Origin of the sequence: Campylobacter sp. CFSAN093224, assembly GCF_012897395.1 — a bacterium.
Lineage (GTDB): Bacteria > Campylobacterota > Campylobacteria > Campylobacterales > Campylobacteraceae > Campylobacter_D > Campylobacter_D jejuni.
This window is the reverse complement of record NZ_CP040607.1, coordinates 1,400,256-1,416,791: the sequence shown is the minus strand read 5'-3', so window position 1 is coordinate 1,416,791 and position 16,536 is coordinate 1,400,256. Positions and strand designations below refer to the sequence as shown.

General features: G+C 29.1%; 18 protein-coding genes. All 18 read left to right on the top strand.

The window, feature by feature from the left end:
• The first annotated feature begins 14 nt into the window (after positions 1-14).
• The 18 genes from FBF11_RS07225 (at position 15) to FBF11_RS07140 (ending at position 16,459) form a co-directional block, all read left to right on the top strand.
• Entirely contained in the window at positions 15-1,265 is a 1,251-nt protein-coding gene (locus tag FBF11_RS07225) for an adenylosuccinate synthase (RefSeq protein WP_002868220.1), read from the top strand.
• On the top strand, positions 1,262-1,690 hold the full coding sequence (locus tag FBF11_RS07220) for a flagellar export protein FliJ (protein ID WP_002797496.1): 429 nt from the start codon (positions 1,262-1,264) through the stop codon (positions 1,688-1,690). Before FBF11_RS07225 ends, FBF11_RS07220 begins: the two co-directional genes overlap by 4 nt.
• Entirely contained in the window at positions 1,683-2,201 is a 519-nt protein-coding gene (locus FBF11_RS07215) for a MotE family protein (RefSeq protein ID WP_002855458.1), read from the top strand. Before FBF11_RS07220 ends, FBF11_RS07215 begins: the two co-directional genes overlap by 8 nt.
• Positions 2,202-2,293: 92 nt before the next feature.
• Positions 2,294-2,845 (top strand): DUF507 family protein, encoded by a 552-nt coding sequence (locus FBF11_RS07210; protein ID WP_002868221.1) that lies wholly within the window; start codon positions 2,294-2,296, stop codon positions 2,843-2,845.
• A complete protein-coding gene (gene carA / locus FBF11_RS07205; protein ID WP_057096939.1) occupies positions 2,845-3,963 on the top strand; it encodes a glutamine-hydrolyzing carbamoyl-phosphate synthase small subunit in 1,119 nt (372 codons plus the stop codon). The genes FBF11_RS07210 and carA overlap by 1 nt, the downstream gene beginning before the upstream one ends.
• Complete coding sequence (locus tag FBF11_RS07200; protein ID WP_002851528.1) at positions 3,960-4,619, top strand: sulfite exporter TauE/SafE family protein; 660 nt, start codon at positions 3,960-3,962, stop codon at positions 4,617-4,619. Before carA ends, FBF11_RS07200 begins: the two co-directional genes overlap by 4 nt.
• Positions 4,616-5,827, top strand: a complete 1,212-nt coding sequence (gene bumS, locus FBF11_RS07195; RefSeq protein WP_002868222.1) for a butyrate sensor histidiine kinase-like phosphatase BumS — start codon at positions 4,616-4,618, stop codon at positions 5,825-5,827. Before FBF11_RS07200 ends, bumS begins: the two co-directional genes overlap by 4 nt.
• A gap of 2 nt (positions 5,828-5,829) precedes the next feature.
• Positions 5,830-6,510, top strand: coding sequence for a butyrate response regulator transcription factor BumR (gene bumR / locus FBF11_RS07190; protein ID WP_002868223.1), 681 nt, complete (start codon positions 5,830-5,832; stop codon positions 6,508-6,510).
• A 125-nt stretch (positions 6,511-6,635) separates the two neighbouring features.
• Positions 6,636-8,102: a cytochrome-c oxidase, cbb3-type subunit I gene (ccoN, locus tag FBF11_RS07185; RefSeq protein ID WP_002868224.1), complete on the top strand. Its 1,467-nt coding sequence runs from the start codon at positions 6,636-6,638 to the stop codon at positions 8,100-8,102.
• 12 nt (positions 8,103-8,114) lie between these two features.
• Positions 8,115-8,780, top strand: coding sequence for a cytochrome-c oxidase, cbb3-type subunit II (gene ccoO / locus FBF11_RS07180; RefSeq protein ID WP_002851187.1), 666 nt, complete (start codon positions 8,115-8,117; stop codon positions 8,778-8,780).
• A 4-nt stretch (positions 8,781-8,784) separates the two neighbouring features.
• Entirely contained in the window at positions 8,785-9,048 is a 264-nt protein-coding gene (locus FBF11_RS07175; RefSeq protein WP_002804842.1) for a cytochrome c oxidase, cbb3-type, CcoQ subunit, read from the top strand.
• Positions 9,048-9,911 (top strand): cbb3-type cytochrome c oxidase N-terminal domain-containing protein, encoded by an 864-nt coding sequence (locus tag FBF11_RS07170; protein WP_057096941.1) that lies wholly within the window; start codon positions 9,048-9,050, stop codon positions 9,909-9,911. Before FBF11_RS07175 ends, FBF11_RS07170 begins: the two co-directional genes overlap by 1 nt.
• On the top strand, positions 9,908-10,129 hold the full coding sequence (locus FBF11_RS07165) for a DUF4006 family protein (RefSeq protein ID WP_002858873.1): 222 nt from the start codon (positions 9,908-9,910) through the stop codon (positions 10,127-10,129). The genes FBF11_RS07170 and FBF11_RS07165 overlap by 4 nt, the downstream gene beginning before the upstream one ends.
• On the top strand, positions 10,126-10,227 hold the full coding sequence (locus FBF11_RS07160; RefSeq protein ID WP_002858872.1) for a hypothetical protein: 102 nt from the start codon (positions 10,126-10,128) through the stop codon (positions 10,225-10,227). The genes FBF11_RS07165 and FBF11_RS07160 overlap by 4 nt, the downstream gene beginning before the upstream one ends.
• Positions 10,224-10,826, top strand: coding sequence for a hypothetical protein (locus tag FBF11_RS07155; RefSeq protein ID WP_002851454.1), 603 nt, complete (start codon positions 10,224-10,226; stop codon positions 10,824-10,826). Before FBF11_RS07160 ends, FBF11_RS07155 begins: the two co-directional genes overlap by 4 nt.
• Positions 10,813-11,334 carry a FixH family protein gene (locus FBF11_RS07150; protein ID WP_002851150.1) on the top strand — a complete coding sequence of 174 codons (522 nt, stop codon included), beginning with the start codon at positions 10,813-10,815 and terminating at the stop codon, positions 11,332-11,334. The genes FBF11_RS07155 and FBF11_RS07150 overlap by 14 nt, the downstream gene beginning before the upstream one ends.
• A complete protein-coding gene (locus FBF11_RS07145) occupies positions 11,331-13,697 on the top strand; it encodes a PD-(D/E)XK nuclease family protein (protein WP_057096943.1) in 2,367 nt (788 codons plus the stop codon). The genes FBF11_RS07150 and FBF11_RS07145 overlap by 4 nt, the downstream gene beginning before the upstream one ends.
• Positions 13,694-16,459 carry a RecB-like helicase gene (locus FBF11_RS07140; RefSeq protein WP_002851192.1) on the top strand — a complete coding sequence of 922 codons (2,766 nt, stop codon included), beginning with the start codon at positions 13,694-13,696 and terminating at the stop codon, positions 16,457-16,459. The genes FBF11_RS07145 and FBF11_RS07140 overlap by 4 nt, the downstream gene beginning before the upstream one ends.
• Positions 16,460-16,536 lie beyond the last annotated feature (77 nt).

Genomic DNA, 16,536 nt, shown 5'->3' with positions numbered 1-16,536 from the left:
TCAAGGAAATTTTTATGAGCAAAGCAGATATTATTGTCGGCATTCAATGGGGCGATGAAGGAAAAGGTAAGGTAGTTGATAAATTATGTGAAAATTATGATTTTGTTTGCAGAAGTGCAGGTGGACACAATGCAGGACATACGATTTGGGTAAATGGTGTAAGATATGCGCTTCATCTTATGCCAAGTGGAGTTTTGCATCCAAGATGTATTAATATTATCGGAAATGGAGTTGTGGTTTCTCCTGAAGTATTGATTGCTGAAATGGCTCAATTTGAAAATTTAAAAGGTAGATTATATATCAGCGATAGAGCTCATTTAAATTTAAAACATCATTCTTTAATAGACATTGCAAAAGAAAAGCTCAAAGGCAAAAATGCCATAGGAACAACAGGTAAGGGTATAGGACCTTCTTATGCAGATAAGATTAATCGTACAGGACATAGAGTTGGAGAGCTTTTAGAACCACAAAGACTTTGTGAGGCTTTGATAAAAGATTTTGAAGCTAATAAAACTTTTTTTGAAATGCTTGAAATTGAAATTCCAAGTGCTGAAGAATTGCTTGCTGATTTAAAACGCTTTAATGAAATTTTAACTCCTTATATTACAGATACTACAAGAATGCTTTGGAAGGCTTTAGATGAAGATAAAAGAGTACTTTTAGAAGGAGCTCAGGGCTCTATGCTTGATATTGATCATGGAACTTATCCTTATGTTACAAGCTCAAGTACTATTTCAGCAGGCGCTTTAACAGGACTTGGGTTAAATCCTAAAGAAGCGGGAAATATTATAGGTATTGTAAAAGCTTATACAACGCGTGTGGGAAATGGAGCTTTTCCTACTGAGGATAAGGGTGAAGATGGAGAAAAAATTGCGCAAATTGGAAAAGAAATTGGCGTAAGCACGGGACGTAAAAGACGCTGTGGATGGTTTGATGCAGTTGCTGTAAGATATACAGCAAGACTTAATGGTCTTGATGCTTTATCTTTGATGAAGCTTGATGTTTTAGATGGTTTTGAAAAGATAAAAATTTGTCGTGCTTATGAATATAAGGGCATGGAAATCGACTATATACCAAGCGATTTAGAAAATGTTCAACCTATTTATGAAGAAATGGATGGTTGGGATAAAGTTTTTGGTATAAAAGATTATGATTTATTGCCAGAAAATGCTAAAAAATATATAGCAAGACTTGAAGAGCTTGCAGGGGTTAAGGTAAAGTATATTTCTACTAGCCCTGAAAGAGATGATACTATCATCTTATGAAAAGTAAATATAATTCTGTTGTAAAGGTAAGAAAACAACAACTTGATAAAGCAGAATCAAATCTTAATCAAGCCAAACAAAGACAGCTTGAACATGAAAAAGCTTATGAACTTTCACGCCAAGAGTGTGAAAGTTTAGGCGTATTGCCAAAATCAGGATCTATAGCAGAGTTAAGATCGAATTTAAGTATGGCACAAGTAGGACGCGAGGCTTTGGCAAGAGCTAAGGAGAAAGTAGAACTTTCTAAAAAAGAAATGAATCATTATCAGTTTTTATATCAAAAAGCACATTTAGATTATGAAAAAATGAAGGTTTTAGAAGCCGAGGAAATTAAACAAAAGCAAAAAGAACTTGCCAAGGCTGAAGAAAAATTTTTAGATGAAATTGCAATCAGTCGTTTTTTCAAAGGAGAAAAAGATGATTAAAAAATTTATATTGTTAGTTTTTATTTCAAGTGTAGTTTTTGGAGCTGAACAAGATTGTGAGCAGTATTTTGAAGCTAGAAAAGCTCAAATTGAATTGCAAACTAGAGAATTTGATGAAGCAAGACAATCTTTAGAAGCTTATAAAGCCTCTTTTGAAGCTTTGCAAAAAGAAAGGCTTGAAAATTTAGAAAAAAAAGAGGCTGAGGTTAATGCAACTTTGGCAAAAATTGAAGAATTAAAGCTTGAAAACGCAAGGCTTGTAGAAAAACAACAAAAGATTTTAAATTCAATCAATGATAAAACTCAAGGTAGGGTTAAAGAAATTTATTCCCAAATGAAAGATGCAGCCATTGCAGATGTTTTAAGTCAAATGGATGCAGAGGATGCAAGCAAAATAATGCTTTCTTTGGAATCGCGTAAAATTTCAGGTGTTTTATCTAAAATGGATCCAAAAAAAGCTAGCGAGCTTACTTTGCTTTTGAAAAATTTAGATAATAATGCTAGTAATTAGGTGATTAAAATAATGAAAATTTTTCATTTTTAACATTCTTTTACCAAAAATAAGCTATTATTTCAAACATTATCAAATAAAAGGTTTTTAAGATGCGTATAAAATTACCACATACTCCTTATATCGCAAATAAAATGATGTTAGATATAGCTAATTCTTCTTTTGTAGAAATTAAAGATCAATTAGAAAAGCTTAAGGTATGTATAATAGAAGTTTTAGAGAAAGATATTCTAAATGAAAGAAAATTAGATGAAAGAGTAAAAGAGCTTTTGGAGCAACAAGAAGATGAAATGGAGCTTATGCAAGTAGATCGTAAAAATATGTTTTGGCTTGTGAAGAAAAAGTTAGCTCCTGAATTTAATGTGATTTTAGATTCTGAAGATAGACATAATCATCTAGCGCATCAAATTTTAGAAGAACTTGTAGAGAATGATTATATTAATTTTATAGTGAGTGAAAATAGAGTTAAGAATTTAATCTTTTCAAGCATAGAGTCTTATCTTAAAATTTATGAAAAACTTGAAGATGAGGTTTATGAGAAAATTAGCAATTATAAAACAAAACCTATTCCAGGTAGCGAAGAATACGATCTTATCTTTGAAAAACTCTATCAAGAAGAGCTTAGAAAAAAAGGTATGTTTTAATGAAGGCTTATATTTATTTAGAAAATGATATTTTTTTAAGTGCCAAGGCTTTTGGAAAGAGCGGTACTTTTTTTGGAGAGCTTGTATTTAACACTTCTTTAACAGGGTATCAAGAAATTATTTCAGATCCTTCTTATGCAGGGCAATTTATCGTATTTTCCATGCCAGAAATTGGTATAGTGGGAACCAATGAAAATGATAATGAAAGTAAGGAAATTTTTGCAAGTGGTGTTTTAATGCGTGAATTAAGTTCCAGTTTTTCAAATTTTCGCGCTAAAGAAAGTCTGCAAGATTATCTTGAAAAACATGGAAAAATAGGAATTTATGAACTTGATACGAGATATCTAGTAAAAATGATAAGAAATAATGGCAATTTAAGAGCTGTAATTTCAACTGAAATTTCAGATAAAGAAGATTTAAAAATCGCCTTAGAAAAATCAGCAAAAATTGATGAAGTAAATTTTGTAAAAGAAGTTAGCACTAAGAAAAATTATTCTCATAAACAAGGCGTTTGGAACGCTAGTTTTCAAAAATTTAATGATGCTAAAAGAAGTGAGAAAAAAGTTGCTGTTATAGATTATGGTGTTAAAACAAATATCTTAAATGAACTTGTAGAAGTAGGTTTTGAAGTAGAAGTTTATCCATATAATGTTAAAGCAGATGAGTTGATTACTCTGTATAAAAAAGGTGAAATTCAAGGCGTGTTTCTTTCTAATGGTCCAGGTGAGCCAAGGATTTTAAAACAAGAGATTGCAGAGATTAAAAAACTTGCAGAAGCTAAAATTCCTATGCTTGGAATTTGCTTAGGTCACCAGCTTTTAAGTAATGCTTTTGGATATGAAACTTATAAAATGAAATTTGGACAACATGGAGCAAATCATCCTGTGATCAATCTTGATACAAAAACGGTAGAAATTACCGCACAAAATCATAATTATAATGTTCCAGAAGAATTAGCTCAAGTGGCTCATATCACTCATAGAAATTTATTTGGCGATAATGTTGAAGGAGTAAGATATAAAGACTATCCTATTATTTCAGTGCAACATCATCCAGAAAGTTCTTCAGGTCCTCATGAAAGTAAGTATATTTTTAAAGAATTTATGAATTTGATGTGAGTATAGATTTTTTAGCTATTATCAGCGTTGCTTTTTTATCTAGTTTTGGACACTGCTATTCTATGTGTGGTGGTTTTAATTTACTTTTTATAAATTTGAATTCAAAAAGCAATAATTTATTTTTATTAACTTTTATTTATAATTTGTTTAGAATTTTTGCTTATATTGTTTTAGGGATAATTTTTGGGACTTTTGGGAATATCTTGGCAATCAATGCTAAGGTTCAAAGTTTGTCATTTTTTATTCTTGGTATATTTATGATGATTTTGGGTTTCGCTCTTATTTTTAGAGGCAATATGTTATCTTTTATTGAAAATAATGTTTTTTTTGATAGTTTTGTAAAGAAAATTATTAAAAAATCTAAAAATTTTAAAGGATTAAAATCAGCCATATTTTTAGGATTTTCAAATGGTTTTGTTCCTTGTGGATTGGTGTATTTTTTTATAGCCAATGCAATGAGTAAGCAAAATATTTTTGAAGGTATTTTGGTAATGATGATTTTTGGAATATCAACTTTACCTGCGATGTTATTTTTTTCTAAAATTTCACAGTTTTTTAGTGATTTTTTGAAAAATTTATTTAATTATTTATCGTATGGCGTTATTGTTTGTTACGGTATAAATCTTGCCTATATAGGTTTTAAGGCTTTTCAATGAAAGATTTTTTTAAAGATCAGTTTTTTAAAGCTCTTGAAAAAAATACAATTTTTTCAAGAGCTGATGTTCAAGGAAATTTAATTTTTGTCAGTGATAAACTTTGTCAAATAAGTGGATATAGTAAAAAAGAGCTTATAGGAAAAAAACATTCAATATTTAAACATCCAGATGTTGAGGAATGTTATATTGAAGAACTTTTAAAAAAACTTTCATATAAAAAACCTTATCAAGTTATTTTTAAAAATATTGATAAATTAGGCAAAACTTTCTATCTTGAAACTTTATTAATCCCCATATTGGATAAAAATAATGAATTAATAGAAATAGTAGCATTCTCTCATAATGTTAGTAATTCTTTTAAGCTTAATGAAGAGCTTGCTCTAAATCACGCTAAATTAAGAGAATTAAGTATTAATCTTGAAAATACAGTTAAAAATCACCAACAAGAATTTATACAGTTAGGTAAAAAATTTGAGAAAAAAATGCAAATTGCCTTGGAAAAAAATGAAAAAGATATTAAAATAGCATATGAAGAGATTTTGAAATCTTCATTAGAACAAATGATTAGCGATATAGCACATCAATGGAGACAACCGTTAAATGAGCTCGGTATTGCCATGTTTCAAATGAAGCAAAATCTTAAAGATGAAAAAGGATTTGCTGAAATTTACTCACAATCAAAAGATATGATTAAAAATATGTCAGAAACAATTGATGTGTTTAGAACTTTGTTTAACAAAGGAGTAGAGCAGTGTGTATTTATAAAAGAGACTTTAAATAAAGCCTTGGAAATTGCTTTTGAAACTATAGAAAAAAATCATGTAAATATTAATATTGTTTCGAAAAGTGATTATGAAGTTTTGGCATATGAGAATGGTTTAATAAGAGTTTTTCTTAATTTGATTTTAAATTCAATAGAAGCATTTAAAAACAAAAAAAGAAAAATCATAACAATAAATTTTTCAAAATTTGGAAAAAATTATCTGAAAATTACAATAAAAGATAATGCTGGTGGGATTGATAAAGAAAATTTAGATAAAATTTTTCAACCTTATTTTACAACAAAACATCCTAGTCAAGGTATAGGAGTAGGACTTTATATAAGTAGACAAATTATCGAAAGTTTCCAAGGAAAAATAAAAGTTAAAAATGGAAAAGACGGGGCTTGTTTTGAGATATTTTTAAAACTAAAAGAGAGGGTAGAGTAGAAATGTCACAAGAATGTAAAGAATTGATAATATTAGTAGTTGAAGATGAGGTTAAGGCTAGAGAATCAATGATTAATATATTAAGCGAACGCTTTAGTAAAGTAATCGGAGCTCAAAATGGAGATGAGGGGCTTAAAAAATTTAAAAAATTTAAGCCAGATTTAGTTATCACAGATATTGCTATGCCTATTATGGATGGACTGGATATGGCAAGAGAGATTAAAGAAATTTCAGATGATGTCCCAATTGTTGTTCTTAGTGCGTATTCAGAGAAAGAGAGACTTTTGCGTTCTATTGATATTGGTATAGATAAATATTTGATTAAACCTGTTGATATAGAAGAGTTGTTTAAAGTTTTAGATTATCTGATAGGTGAAAAAATTGAAGCAAATATGCTTGTAAAAATTTCCGAAGAATATCAATTTAACAAAACTAAACGAACTTTGATTTACAATGGTGGAGAAATTGTTTTAACTAAAAAAGAATTAGCTTTTATTTCTTTGCTTTTAAAGCAACCTGGGGCTTTGGTTTTGCATGAAGATATTAAGAAAAATGTTTGGATAGGTGAACATGTGAGTGATACTGCTGTTAGAACTTTTATAAAAAGAGTAAGAGATAAAGTGGGTGAAGATTTTATAAAAAATGTGCCAAGTTTAGGTTATAAGATAAATATCAATAAATAAGACTGATTTAGCCTTAAAATATAAAACATAACAAATGATTAACAAAATTATCATTTTTAAGAAAAAATGTATAATTAATATTCTATAATATTCTCTTGTTATCAAAAATTTTAAGGAGAAAGTCGATGCATCCAGGTAATGTATTAAATTACGACTATACGGTTGCAAGATATTTTATGTTTGCGACCATATTGTTTGGCATTGTTGGTATGGCTATAGGAACTCTTATAGCTTTTCAAATGGCATATCCTAATTTAAATTATTTAGCAGGAGAATATGCCACTTTTTCAAGACTTAGACCACTTCATACTTCAGGTGTGATTTTTGGTTTTATGCTTTCAGGGATTTGGGCAACTTGGTATTATATAGGTCAGCGTGTTCTTAAAGTGAGTATGGCTGAGTCAAGATTTTTAATGGCTGTTGGTAAGCTTCATTTTTGGCTTTATATGCTTACTATGGTTTTAGCTGTTATATCTTTGTTTATGGGTGTGACTACATCTAAAGAATATGCAGAGCTTGAGTGGCCTTTAGATATTCTTGTTGTTCTTGTTTGGGTTTTATGGGGTGTAAGTATTTTTGGACTTATTGGAATTCGCCGTGAAAAAACCCTTTATATTTCTCTATGGTATTATATAGCTACATTTTTAGGTATAGCTATGCTTTATCTTTTTAACAACATGGAAGTACCAACTTATTTTGTTACTGGAATAGGTAAATGGTGGCATAGTGTATCAATGTATGCAGGAACAAATGATGCTTTAGTACAATGGTGGTATGGACATAATGCTGTGGCATTTGTATTTACTGTGGGTATTATTGCTCAAATTTATTACTTCTTGCCAAAAGAAAGTGGTCAGCCGATTTTCTCTTATAAACTCTCTTTATTTGCATTTTGGGGCTTAATGTTTGTTTATCTTTGGGCAGGTGGTCACCATTTGATTTATTCAACTGTACCCGATTGGATGCAAACTATGGGTTCGGTTTTCTCTGTAGTATTGATTTTACCTTCTTGGGGTTCAGCGATTAATATCTTGCTTACTATGAAAGGTGAGTGGAGCCAGCTTCGCGAGAGTCCGTTGATTAAATTTATGATTTTGGCATCAACTTTCTATATGTTCTCAACACTTGAAGGGCCAATTCTTTCAATTAAATCTGTTAATGCTTTAGCACACTTTACAGATTGGATTCCAGGACATGTTCATGATGGAACATTAGGTTGGGTAGGATTTATGACTATGGCTGCGCTTTATCATATGACTCCTAGAGTTTTCAAAAGAGAGCTTTATAGCAAATCTTTAATGGAAGCTCAATTTTGGATCCAAACTACAGGTATAGTTCTTTATTTTGCTTCAATGTGGATTGCAGGTATTACTCAAGGTATGATGTGGAGAGCGACAGATGAGTATGGTAACTTGCTTTATAGCTTTATTGATACCGTTGTGGCTATTGTTCCTTATTATTGGATTAGAGCGATTGGTGGATTGTTGTATCTTATCGGTTTCTTTATGTTTACTTATAATATTTACAAAACAATTGCTTGTGGAAGAGTGCTTGATAAAGAACCAAAAAGCGCTTCGCCTATGGCAGCATAAAAAGGAGAAAATATGTTTAGTTGGTTAGAAAAAAATCCATTCTTTTTTGCTGTAGCTGTTTTTGTAGTGATTGCTTATGCAGGCATAGTTGAAGTTTTACCAAATTTTGCAGAAAATGCAAGACCAATTGAAGGTAAAAAACCTTATACGGTTTTACAACTTGCAGGGCGTGCAGTATATATTAAAGATAGTTGTAATGCTTGTCATTCACAGCTTATTCGTCCATTTAAATCAGAAACAGACCGTTATGGTATGTATTCTGTAAGTGGTGAATTTGCTTATGATAGACCTTTTCTTTGGGGTTCAAAAAGAACAGGACCTGATCTTGCTCGTGTAGGAAATTATAGAACGGCTGATTGGCATGAAAATCATATGTGGGATCCTACTTCTGTTGTTCCAGATTCTATTATGCCTTCATATAAGCATATGTTTAAAAATAATGCAGATATTGAAACTGCTTATGCTGAGGCTTTAACTGTGAAAAAAGTTTTCAATGTTCCTTATGATGCAGAAAATGGAACAAAACTTGGTTCTTGGGAGGATGCACAAGCTGAAGTAAAAGCTGAAGCTCAGGCTATAGTTGATCAAATGAAAAATCAAGAAGTAAAAGATGCTTTTGCTAAAGGTGAAATCAAAGAAATAGTTGCTTTGATCGCTTATTTAAATAGTTTAAAGTAAGATGATGGAACATTTATCAATAGTTTTTGATGTGATTAAAAATTTAATCACATTTGATTTAGCAACAGTTCAAAAACATGAGTGGGAGATTTTCCAAGGTTATGGTTTTTTTGCACTCGTGATGTTTTTGTCAATAGTATTATATGCGTATTTGTATCATTTATATAGAACAGAAAAAAAAGGCGAGAGAAATTATGAAAATTATGCAAACCTTGCCTTAAAAGATGATATTGATGATAGTGTATTAGAAAGTAAAAGGAGTGCTTAATGCAATGGTTAAATTTAGAAGATAATGTTAATCTCTTATCTTTAATTGGAGCTATTCTTATCATTTTAATCACACTGGTTATTGTGGGTAGAATGTTTAAGCAAATGAAAGAAAAGAAAGGCGAGTCAGAGCTTAGTGAACATAGTTGGGATGGAATAGGAGAGTATAAAAATGCTGTTCCTACTGGTTGGGCTGTGGTATTTTTCCTGACTATTGTTTGGGCTATTTGGTATTTTCTATGGGGATATCCTTTAAATTCTTTTTCAAGTATAGGTCAATATAATGAAGAAGTAGCAACTCATAATACAAAATTTGAAGAAAAATTTAAAAATTTATCTCCTGAAGATAAAATAGCAATGGGTCAAAATATCTTTTTAGTTCAGTGTTCGGCTTGTCATGGAATTACAGGAGATGGTATCAATGGTAAAGCTCAAAATTTAAATATTTGGGGTAGTGAAGAAGGTATAATCAATGTAATTAAACATGGTTCAAAAGGTATGAATTTTCCAGGTGGAGAAATGCTTGGTGCTGCTGATTTAGGTGTAGCAGAAGAAGATATCCCTGCTATTGCTGCTTATGTAGCAAAAGATCTTTCAGCTATTAAGAAAACTGCAAATGAAAATTTAGTAGCAAAAGGTAAAGAAGCTTATGCAACTTGTGCAGCATGCCATGGAGAAGATGGAAAAGGTCAAGATGGAATGTTCCCAGATCTTACAAAATACGGTTCTGCAGCTTTTGTAGTAGATGTTTTACATAGTGGTAAGGCTGGTTTTATAGGAACAATGCCGAGTTTTCCAACACTTAATGATATTCAAAAAGAAGCTGTTGGCGAGTATGTAATTTCTCTTTCAAGGAGTGAATGATGGAAAATAATAATAGATGCGTGTTTTCTCTTTCAGGTGTTACAGGTATGTTAATTGCTACGGTTTTGTTGCTTGCTATCTTAGCAGTTTTAACTATTTGGGGTCTTAAAGCTCAGCAAGAAGTGATGCAAAAGCCATATAGTCTTAAAGATGTACAAAGTGTAAAGATGTTTGGTTCAAAAGAACAAGATCATAGAAGTATAAAGGAAGCACAATGAGTAAGGCTTTGGAATATTTAATTGTTATTGGTTTAGTTGTTGCTGCTGCAATCACCGCTTGGTCGGTTTTGACCGTAAATCATCTTCATATAGGATGAAAAAAATATTACAAGATGGCTTTTTTTTAGCTATCTTCTTCTTTGTTTTATTGCCTTCTAGGGTTTTTGCTCTTGATGCTGTACTTTTTAATGAAAATATTTTAAGTCAAAAAGTAAGTAACGAGATTAATCTTATAGGAAAAGAGCTTTACCAAAAAAGTAATATTTTTATCGGCGTTATGGTTGGTGATAAAACTGAAATTGAAACTTTATTAAATAAACAAAAAGAACTTCCTCAATCTTATATATTGCTTCTTTTGTCAAAAAATTCTCACAAAGTTGATATAGTGGGCTCAAAAGGTGCTTTAGCTTTGATTGATAAAGAAGCTGTGCTTAGTCCTTATCCTGGAACAGGATCTATTTTGCCGATATTAGCTACAAATAAAGGTGATATTTATAATGCTGCTATACTTAATGGTTATGCAGATATTGTAGATCGTGTGGCAAAATCCTTGGGATTACAATTAGAACATTCTATAGGTAATGCAAATCGTGATACTATCAATATTTTAAGAATACTTATCTATGGATTTATTTGCTTTGCATTGTTATACTATGCACAAAGAAGAATAAAGAGGAAAAAAAATGTTAGAAACTAAAAAAAGTTTTTGGCCTTATGGTATTTTGCTTTCACTTTTGGCTATAATTATTGCTTGTATTGTAACGATTTTTATAGCAAGTCACCATCCTGTGTATGAGGATGATTTTTATTTTGACTCTTATCAAAATGTTGAAAATAATTACAATCAAATACAAAAACAACAAGTAAATTTTGATAAATTTTTTAAAGTAAATTTTCAAAATGATAAAATCACTTTTATAGGTAAAAGAAAAATTCCTAGTTATGAAGTGGATCAAAATTCCTATGTTGCAAATTTTAAAATTTCTGCATTACAAAATATAAATTCTAATGATTTAAAAGTTCAAGTTCTTCTTACAAGACCATTCACTAAAAATTTTGATCAAAAGTTAGAAGGACAAGTTAAAAATGGAATTTTAAGTATCGCTTTACCTAAATTAGATAAAGGTAGATGGGAGCTTAAGCTAAAGTTTTATGCAAATCAAGAAACAGTGGGTTTTTTTAGCTACGAATTAAATGCTCAATGAAATTAAGAATTTTTAGCTCTTCAAGGCAAATTAGAGAATATTATAATCAAAAAAAACAGCAAAATGCTTTATTAGATAGTGCTATTCATATAGGTGAATTTTTAGATAAAGTTTGTTTGAGCAATTTTCATAAAGCAAGTTCTTATGAAAGTTTGCTTTTAATGCAAGAAGCTTGTCTAAAAAGTAAGGATTTAGAAAAAAAACTAGGAATTTCGGTAGAATTTTTTGCTTTTTTGAAAAATAACGAATATCTTTTTTCTTTTTTTAAAGAACTGAGTTTGGAAAAAAAAAGCATAGAAGATCTTAAAAACAATGATTATTATGCCACCTATAATGAACATTTGGAAATTTTAGATGAGGTATATAAGAATTATCTTGCTTTGCTTGAAAAGAATTCTTTTTATGATGATCTTTCTTTACCTAAAAATTACACTCTTAATAAAGATTTTTTAGATGAGTATGAAGCTATAGTTTATGATTTGCAAGGTTTTTTAAGTAAATTTGAAGAAAATTTATTAAGTGAAATTTCTCAGATTAAAGAAGTGGTTTTAAGTTTTAAAACGAGTAAATTTAATCTTGAATATCTTTTAAAACTTGATTTTTTAAAAATATTTGATTTAAAAATAAACACTCATTATGAAATCAATCTTTCAAAACAAGAGATCTTAAAAGAAGAAATTTTTAAAACAAAAAATTCAAAAATGAAACTCAAATCTTTTGAATTAAGGGCTTTGCAATGTGCTTTTGTTATGGATGAAATTTCACATTTTGTACGCAAAGGTTTAAAGCCTGAAAATATTGCAGTTATAACTCCAGATGAAAGTTTTTGTGAGTTTTTAAGACTTTTTGATAAAGACAATATGCTTAACTTTGCAAGTGGAATTAGTATTAAAGAGAGTTTGTTTTATCAAAAATTTCAAGCACTTTATGAAAGTGCTAGTAGTGCTTCTTTTGTCTATAAAAATCAAGAGGATTATTTTGAAGACACGCGGATGATGTTTGATTATCACAATACGCTTTTACATTCTTTAAAACTTGATTTTATAGAGTTTAAAAAGTATTTTGATGAGAAATGTGATTTTGAATATTTTGAAAAATTACTTGCTTTGTTTTTAGAAAATGAAAAGCAAGAGCTTATTTATTTGATACGAAAAGAACTTTATTTTATTAAAGATTTATTGAAAAATCAGTCTTTAACTCTTAAAGAGTTGATCCATCTTTTTTTCATGCAAATTTCACAACTTTCCCTTAGTGATGTAGGTGGAGGTAAGGTTACGGTAATGGGACTTTTAGAAAGTCGTGGGCTTTGTTTTGATGGAGTGATTTTGGTTGATTTTAATGAAGAATTTATTCCTAAAAGAAGTGTTAATGAGCTTTTTTTAAACAATGAAGTGCGTAAAAAAGCAGGATTGATTAGCTATGATAGAAGAGAAAATTTACAAAGATTTTATTATGAAAGCTTGATGAAGAATGCTTTAGAAGTAAGTATTTGCTTTGTGGAAAATGAAGAAAAAAGCAAATCACGTTTTTTAGATGAACTTGATTTTGACTTTTTTTATGAAACTCATATCCACCAAAAAGCTTATCTTAATGCTTTAAAATTAGACTATGAAGGCATAAAACCTAATCTAACTCCTATAAAAGCTCCTATTTTAAAGCATAATCCTTTCGAGTTTCCGCTTTCTTTTAGTCGTTTTAATTTATTGGAAAATCAAAAAAGAACTTATTATTATCGTTATATTTTAAATTTAGCAGAACCTAGGGTTTTAAGCGAGGAAAGCAAAGCGAAAAATCAAGGAAATTTTATCCATAAAATGCTTGAAATTTATTATAAAAATTATGCAAATAATGATTTTGATATAAACGTTTTTGCAAATTTATTGGATAAAGAATATCAAAAATACAATATCAGTGAACTTGATCTTGAAGTATTTAAATTAAAATTTATACAATTTGCTAAAAATGAAAAAGAGCATTTTTCAAAAGGCTTTTATGTCGCACATACAGAGCTTGAGTTAAACAATATTTTAAAGCTCGGAACAGATAGTATAAAACTTAAGGGTACTATAGATCGTATCGATAGTTCAAAAGAAGGTAATTTGATTATTGATTATAAAAGTGGAAAAGTGCCAAGTAATTCTTATCAACTTGCTTTTTACCAAGCTTTATATGATGGAAATGCAAGCGTGGGTTTTTATGATTTAAATAGTATGCAAATATTGCATCAAAAAGCCAAAAGTTTAGATGAGCTAAGAGAAAGACTTAAAGATTTAGTTCTTATGAGTAAGGAAGAAATAGAGTTTGAAAATGAACAAGATGAGTATTGTCCTTATAAACTCATTTATAAAAAGGAATTAAAATGAGTCAATTTGAGCCTTTTTTAGCATTAGAAGCGAGTGCAGGAAGCGGAAAAACCTTTGCCCTGAGTGTGCGTTTTGTAGCACTTATTTTAAAAGGAGCTAGGATTAATGAAATTTTAGCTTTGACTTTTACCAAAAAAGCTGCTAATGAAATGCAAAAAAGAATTATTGAGACTTTTTTAAACTTAGAAAAAGAAAATAAAACCAGTGAATGCAATGAACTTTGCAAGCTTTTAGGTAAAGATAAAGAAGAGCTTATTTCTTTAAGAGATGCTAAAAAAGAAGAATTTTTAAGAACAGAGTTAAAAATCAGTACTTTTGATGCTTTTTTCGGAAAAATTTTGCGTGTTTTTGCTTTAAATTTGGGCTTAAGTAGTGATTTTACAATGAGTGAAGAGAGGCTTGATGTAAGAGAGATTTTTTTAAAACTTCTTAAAAAAGATGAATTAAAAGATTTGGCTTATTATATTAATTTAGTTGATGAGAAAGAAAATTTTTTTAACGAGCTTGAAAAATTTTATGAGAATGCTTATTTTCAAAATCGTCCTAAAATTCTAAATCCAACTAAAGCTTATATCAATAAAGCTTATAGTGAGTTAAGAAGTTATTGTTTGGGTCTTACTCATGTAAAAAATTATAAAAATTTGTGTGACAATTTCAAAAGTGAAGTTTTAGATTTATCCGTGTTTATGCAATCAAGTTTTATGACAAAATTTGAAAGTACAAAATATTTACAAGATTTAGAAAGTACTAACCTGCATTTTAGTGCAAAAAGAATGGAGCTTATAAATGCTTTAAATACCTATGCCATAGAGCTTGAAAATTATAAAATTGCTAATTTAATGAATCTTTTAAATCATTATAGTGAAGCTAAAAATATATTTCATAAAGATAAAAATACCTTAAATTTCCAAGATGTGAGTAAAAAAGTTTATGAGTTAATAACCAGTGAATTTAAGGATATGATTTATTTTCGTTTAGATGGTTTTATTTCGCATTTGCTTATTGATGAATTTCAAGATACAAGCGTGATCCAATATCAAATTTTACGCCCTTTGATCGCTGAGCTTGTTTCAGGAGAAGGGGTTAAGAAAAATCGCACTTTTTTTTATGTAGGAGATAAAAAACAAAGTATTTATCGCTTTCGTAAAGGAAAAAAAGAATTATTTGATTTGTTAAAACAAGAATTTAGTCAAATTAAAAGTGATAATTTAAATACTAATTATCGTTCTAAAGAGCTTTTGGTTGATTTTGTTAATGAAACTTTTAAAGAAAAAATCAAAGATTATAAAGAACAATTTGCCTTAGAAAGTAAAAAAGGCGGTTTTGTGCGTATTGTGGAGTCTAAGGAACAAAAGGTTAAAAACCAAGCCCAAGAAATTAAGGAAAAGACTTTAGAAACTTTATTTGAGCAAATTAATTTTTTAAGATCTAAAAATATTTCTTATGATGATATTTGTATTTTGTGTTGGAAAAATAGTGATGCAGATATGGTTTTGGATTTTTTAAGAGAGCAAAATATTCCTGCATTTACTCAAAGCAATGTTTTACTTGAAAATAAAGCAAGTGTAAGACTTGTTTTAGAATATGCTAAATATTGTATTTTTGGTGATGAGTTTTACTTGGTATTTTTAAAGGAACTTTTAGGTTTTGAGCCGAGAAAAATCACCCTTGATTTTTCAAAAAATGCTATGGAAAATGTACTTTTTTTAATAAAAGAATTAAAACTTGATTTAAATGATATCGCTTTAATACAATTTATCGAATATGCTAAAACTAAGGAGAATTTTTTAAAGCTTTTATTTGAGCCTTGTGCTTTGAAAATAGTAAGCGAACAAAATATGGGAATTAGTATTATGAGTGTGCATAAATCTAAGGGTTTGGAATTTGATCATGTGATTTTACTTGATAGTTTATCTAAAAACAATTCAAACAATGAAGATATCATGCTTGAATATGATATCAATCAAGGTTGGCAACTCCATATTAAAGATAAAATTCGAGAGCTTACTAAAGAGCCTATTTATACTCTTTTTAAAGAAAATATTACAAGAGCAAATTATGAAGATGATATTAATAAACTTTATGTGGCTTTTACAAGAGCTAAGGAAAGTTTGATCATCATAAAAAGAAATGAAGAAAGTGTAAATGGAAATTATCCAAGTTATTTTAAGGGGGGATTTTTAAATATACATTCTCAAGAGAGAGGTTTTTTAGAAAGCAAAGAACAAATTTTAAGCGTTAAAAAAGAAAGCATTCAAACTTTGCAAAAATTTGAAAAAATTACCTTGCAAGAAATTCAAAGTGAAGAAAGGCTTGATAGTAAAGAACTATATTTTGGAAATGCTTTTCACTTTTTTATGCAAAATTTAAAACTTCCTAAGGGTGAAAATTTTCAAATACTTACTCAAAGATGCAAGAGTAAATTTAGACATTTTTTAGATGAGAGTGATTTTGAAAAGCTTTTTAAAAGAATTGAAATTTTACTTAAAAATATTCAATTTCAAAATTTGATTGGTGATGGAAAGCTTTTAAAAGAACAAGCTTTGAGTTTTAATGGAGAAATTAAACAATTAGACTTGCTTGCTTTAAAAGATGAAGAAGCTTTTATAATTGATTATAAAACAGGTCTTGCTATGCAAGATAAACATAAAGAGCAGGTAGGAACTTATAAGATCGCCATTAGTGAAATTTTGCAAAAAGATAAAGTGCGTGCTTTTATAGTTTATTGTTTGGAAAATGAAATTCAAATTTTGGAAATATAAACTTTATTTTTACTTAAATTAAGTAAAAATTAATATTATTTTTTATACAATCACATTTTAAATTTTTGGCAAAGGTA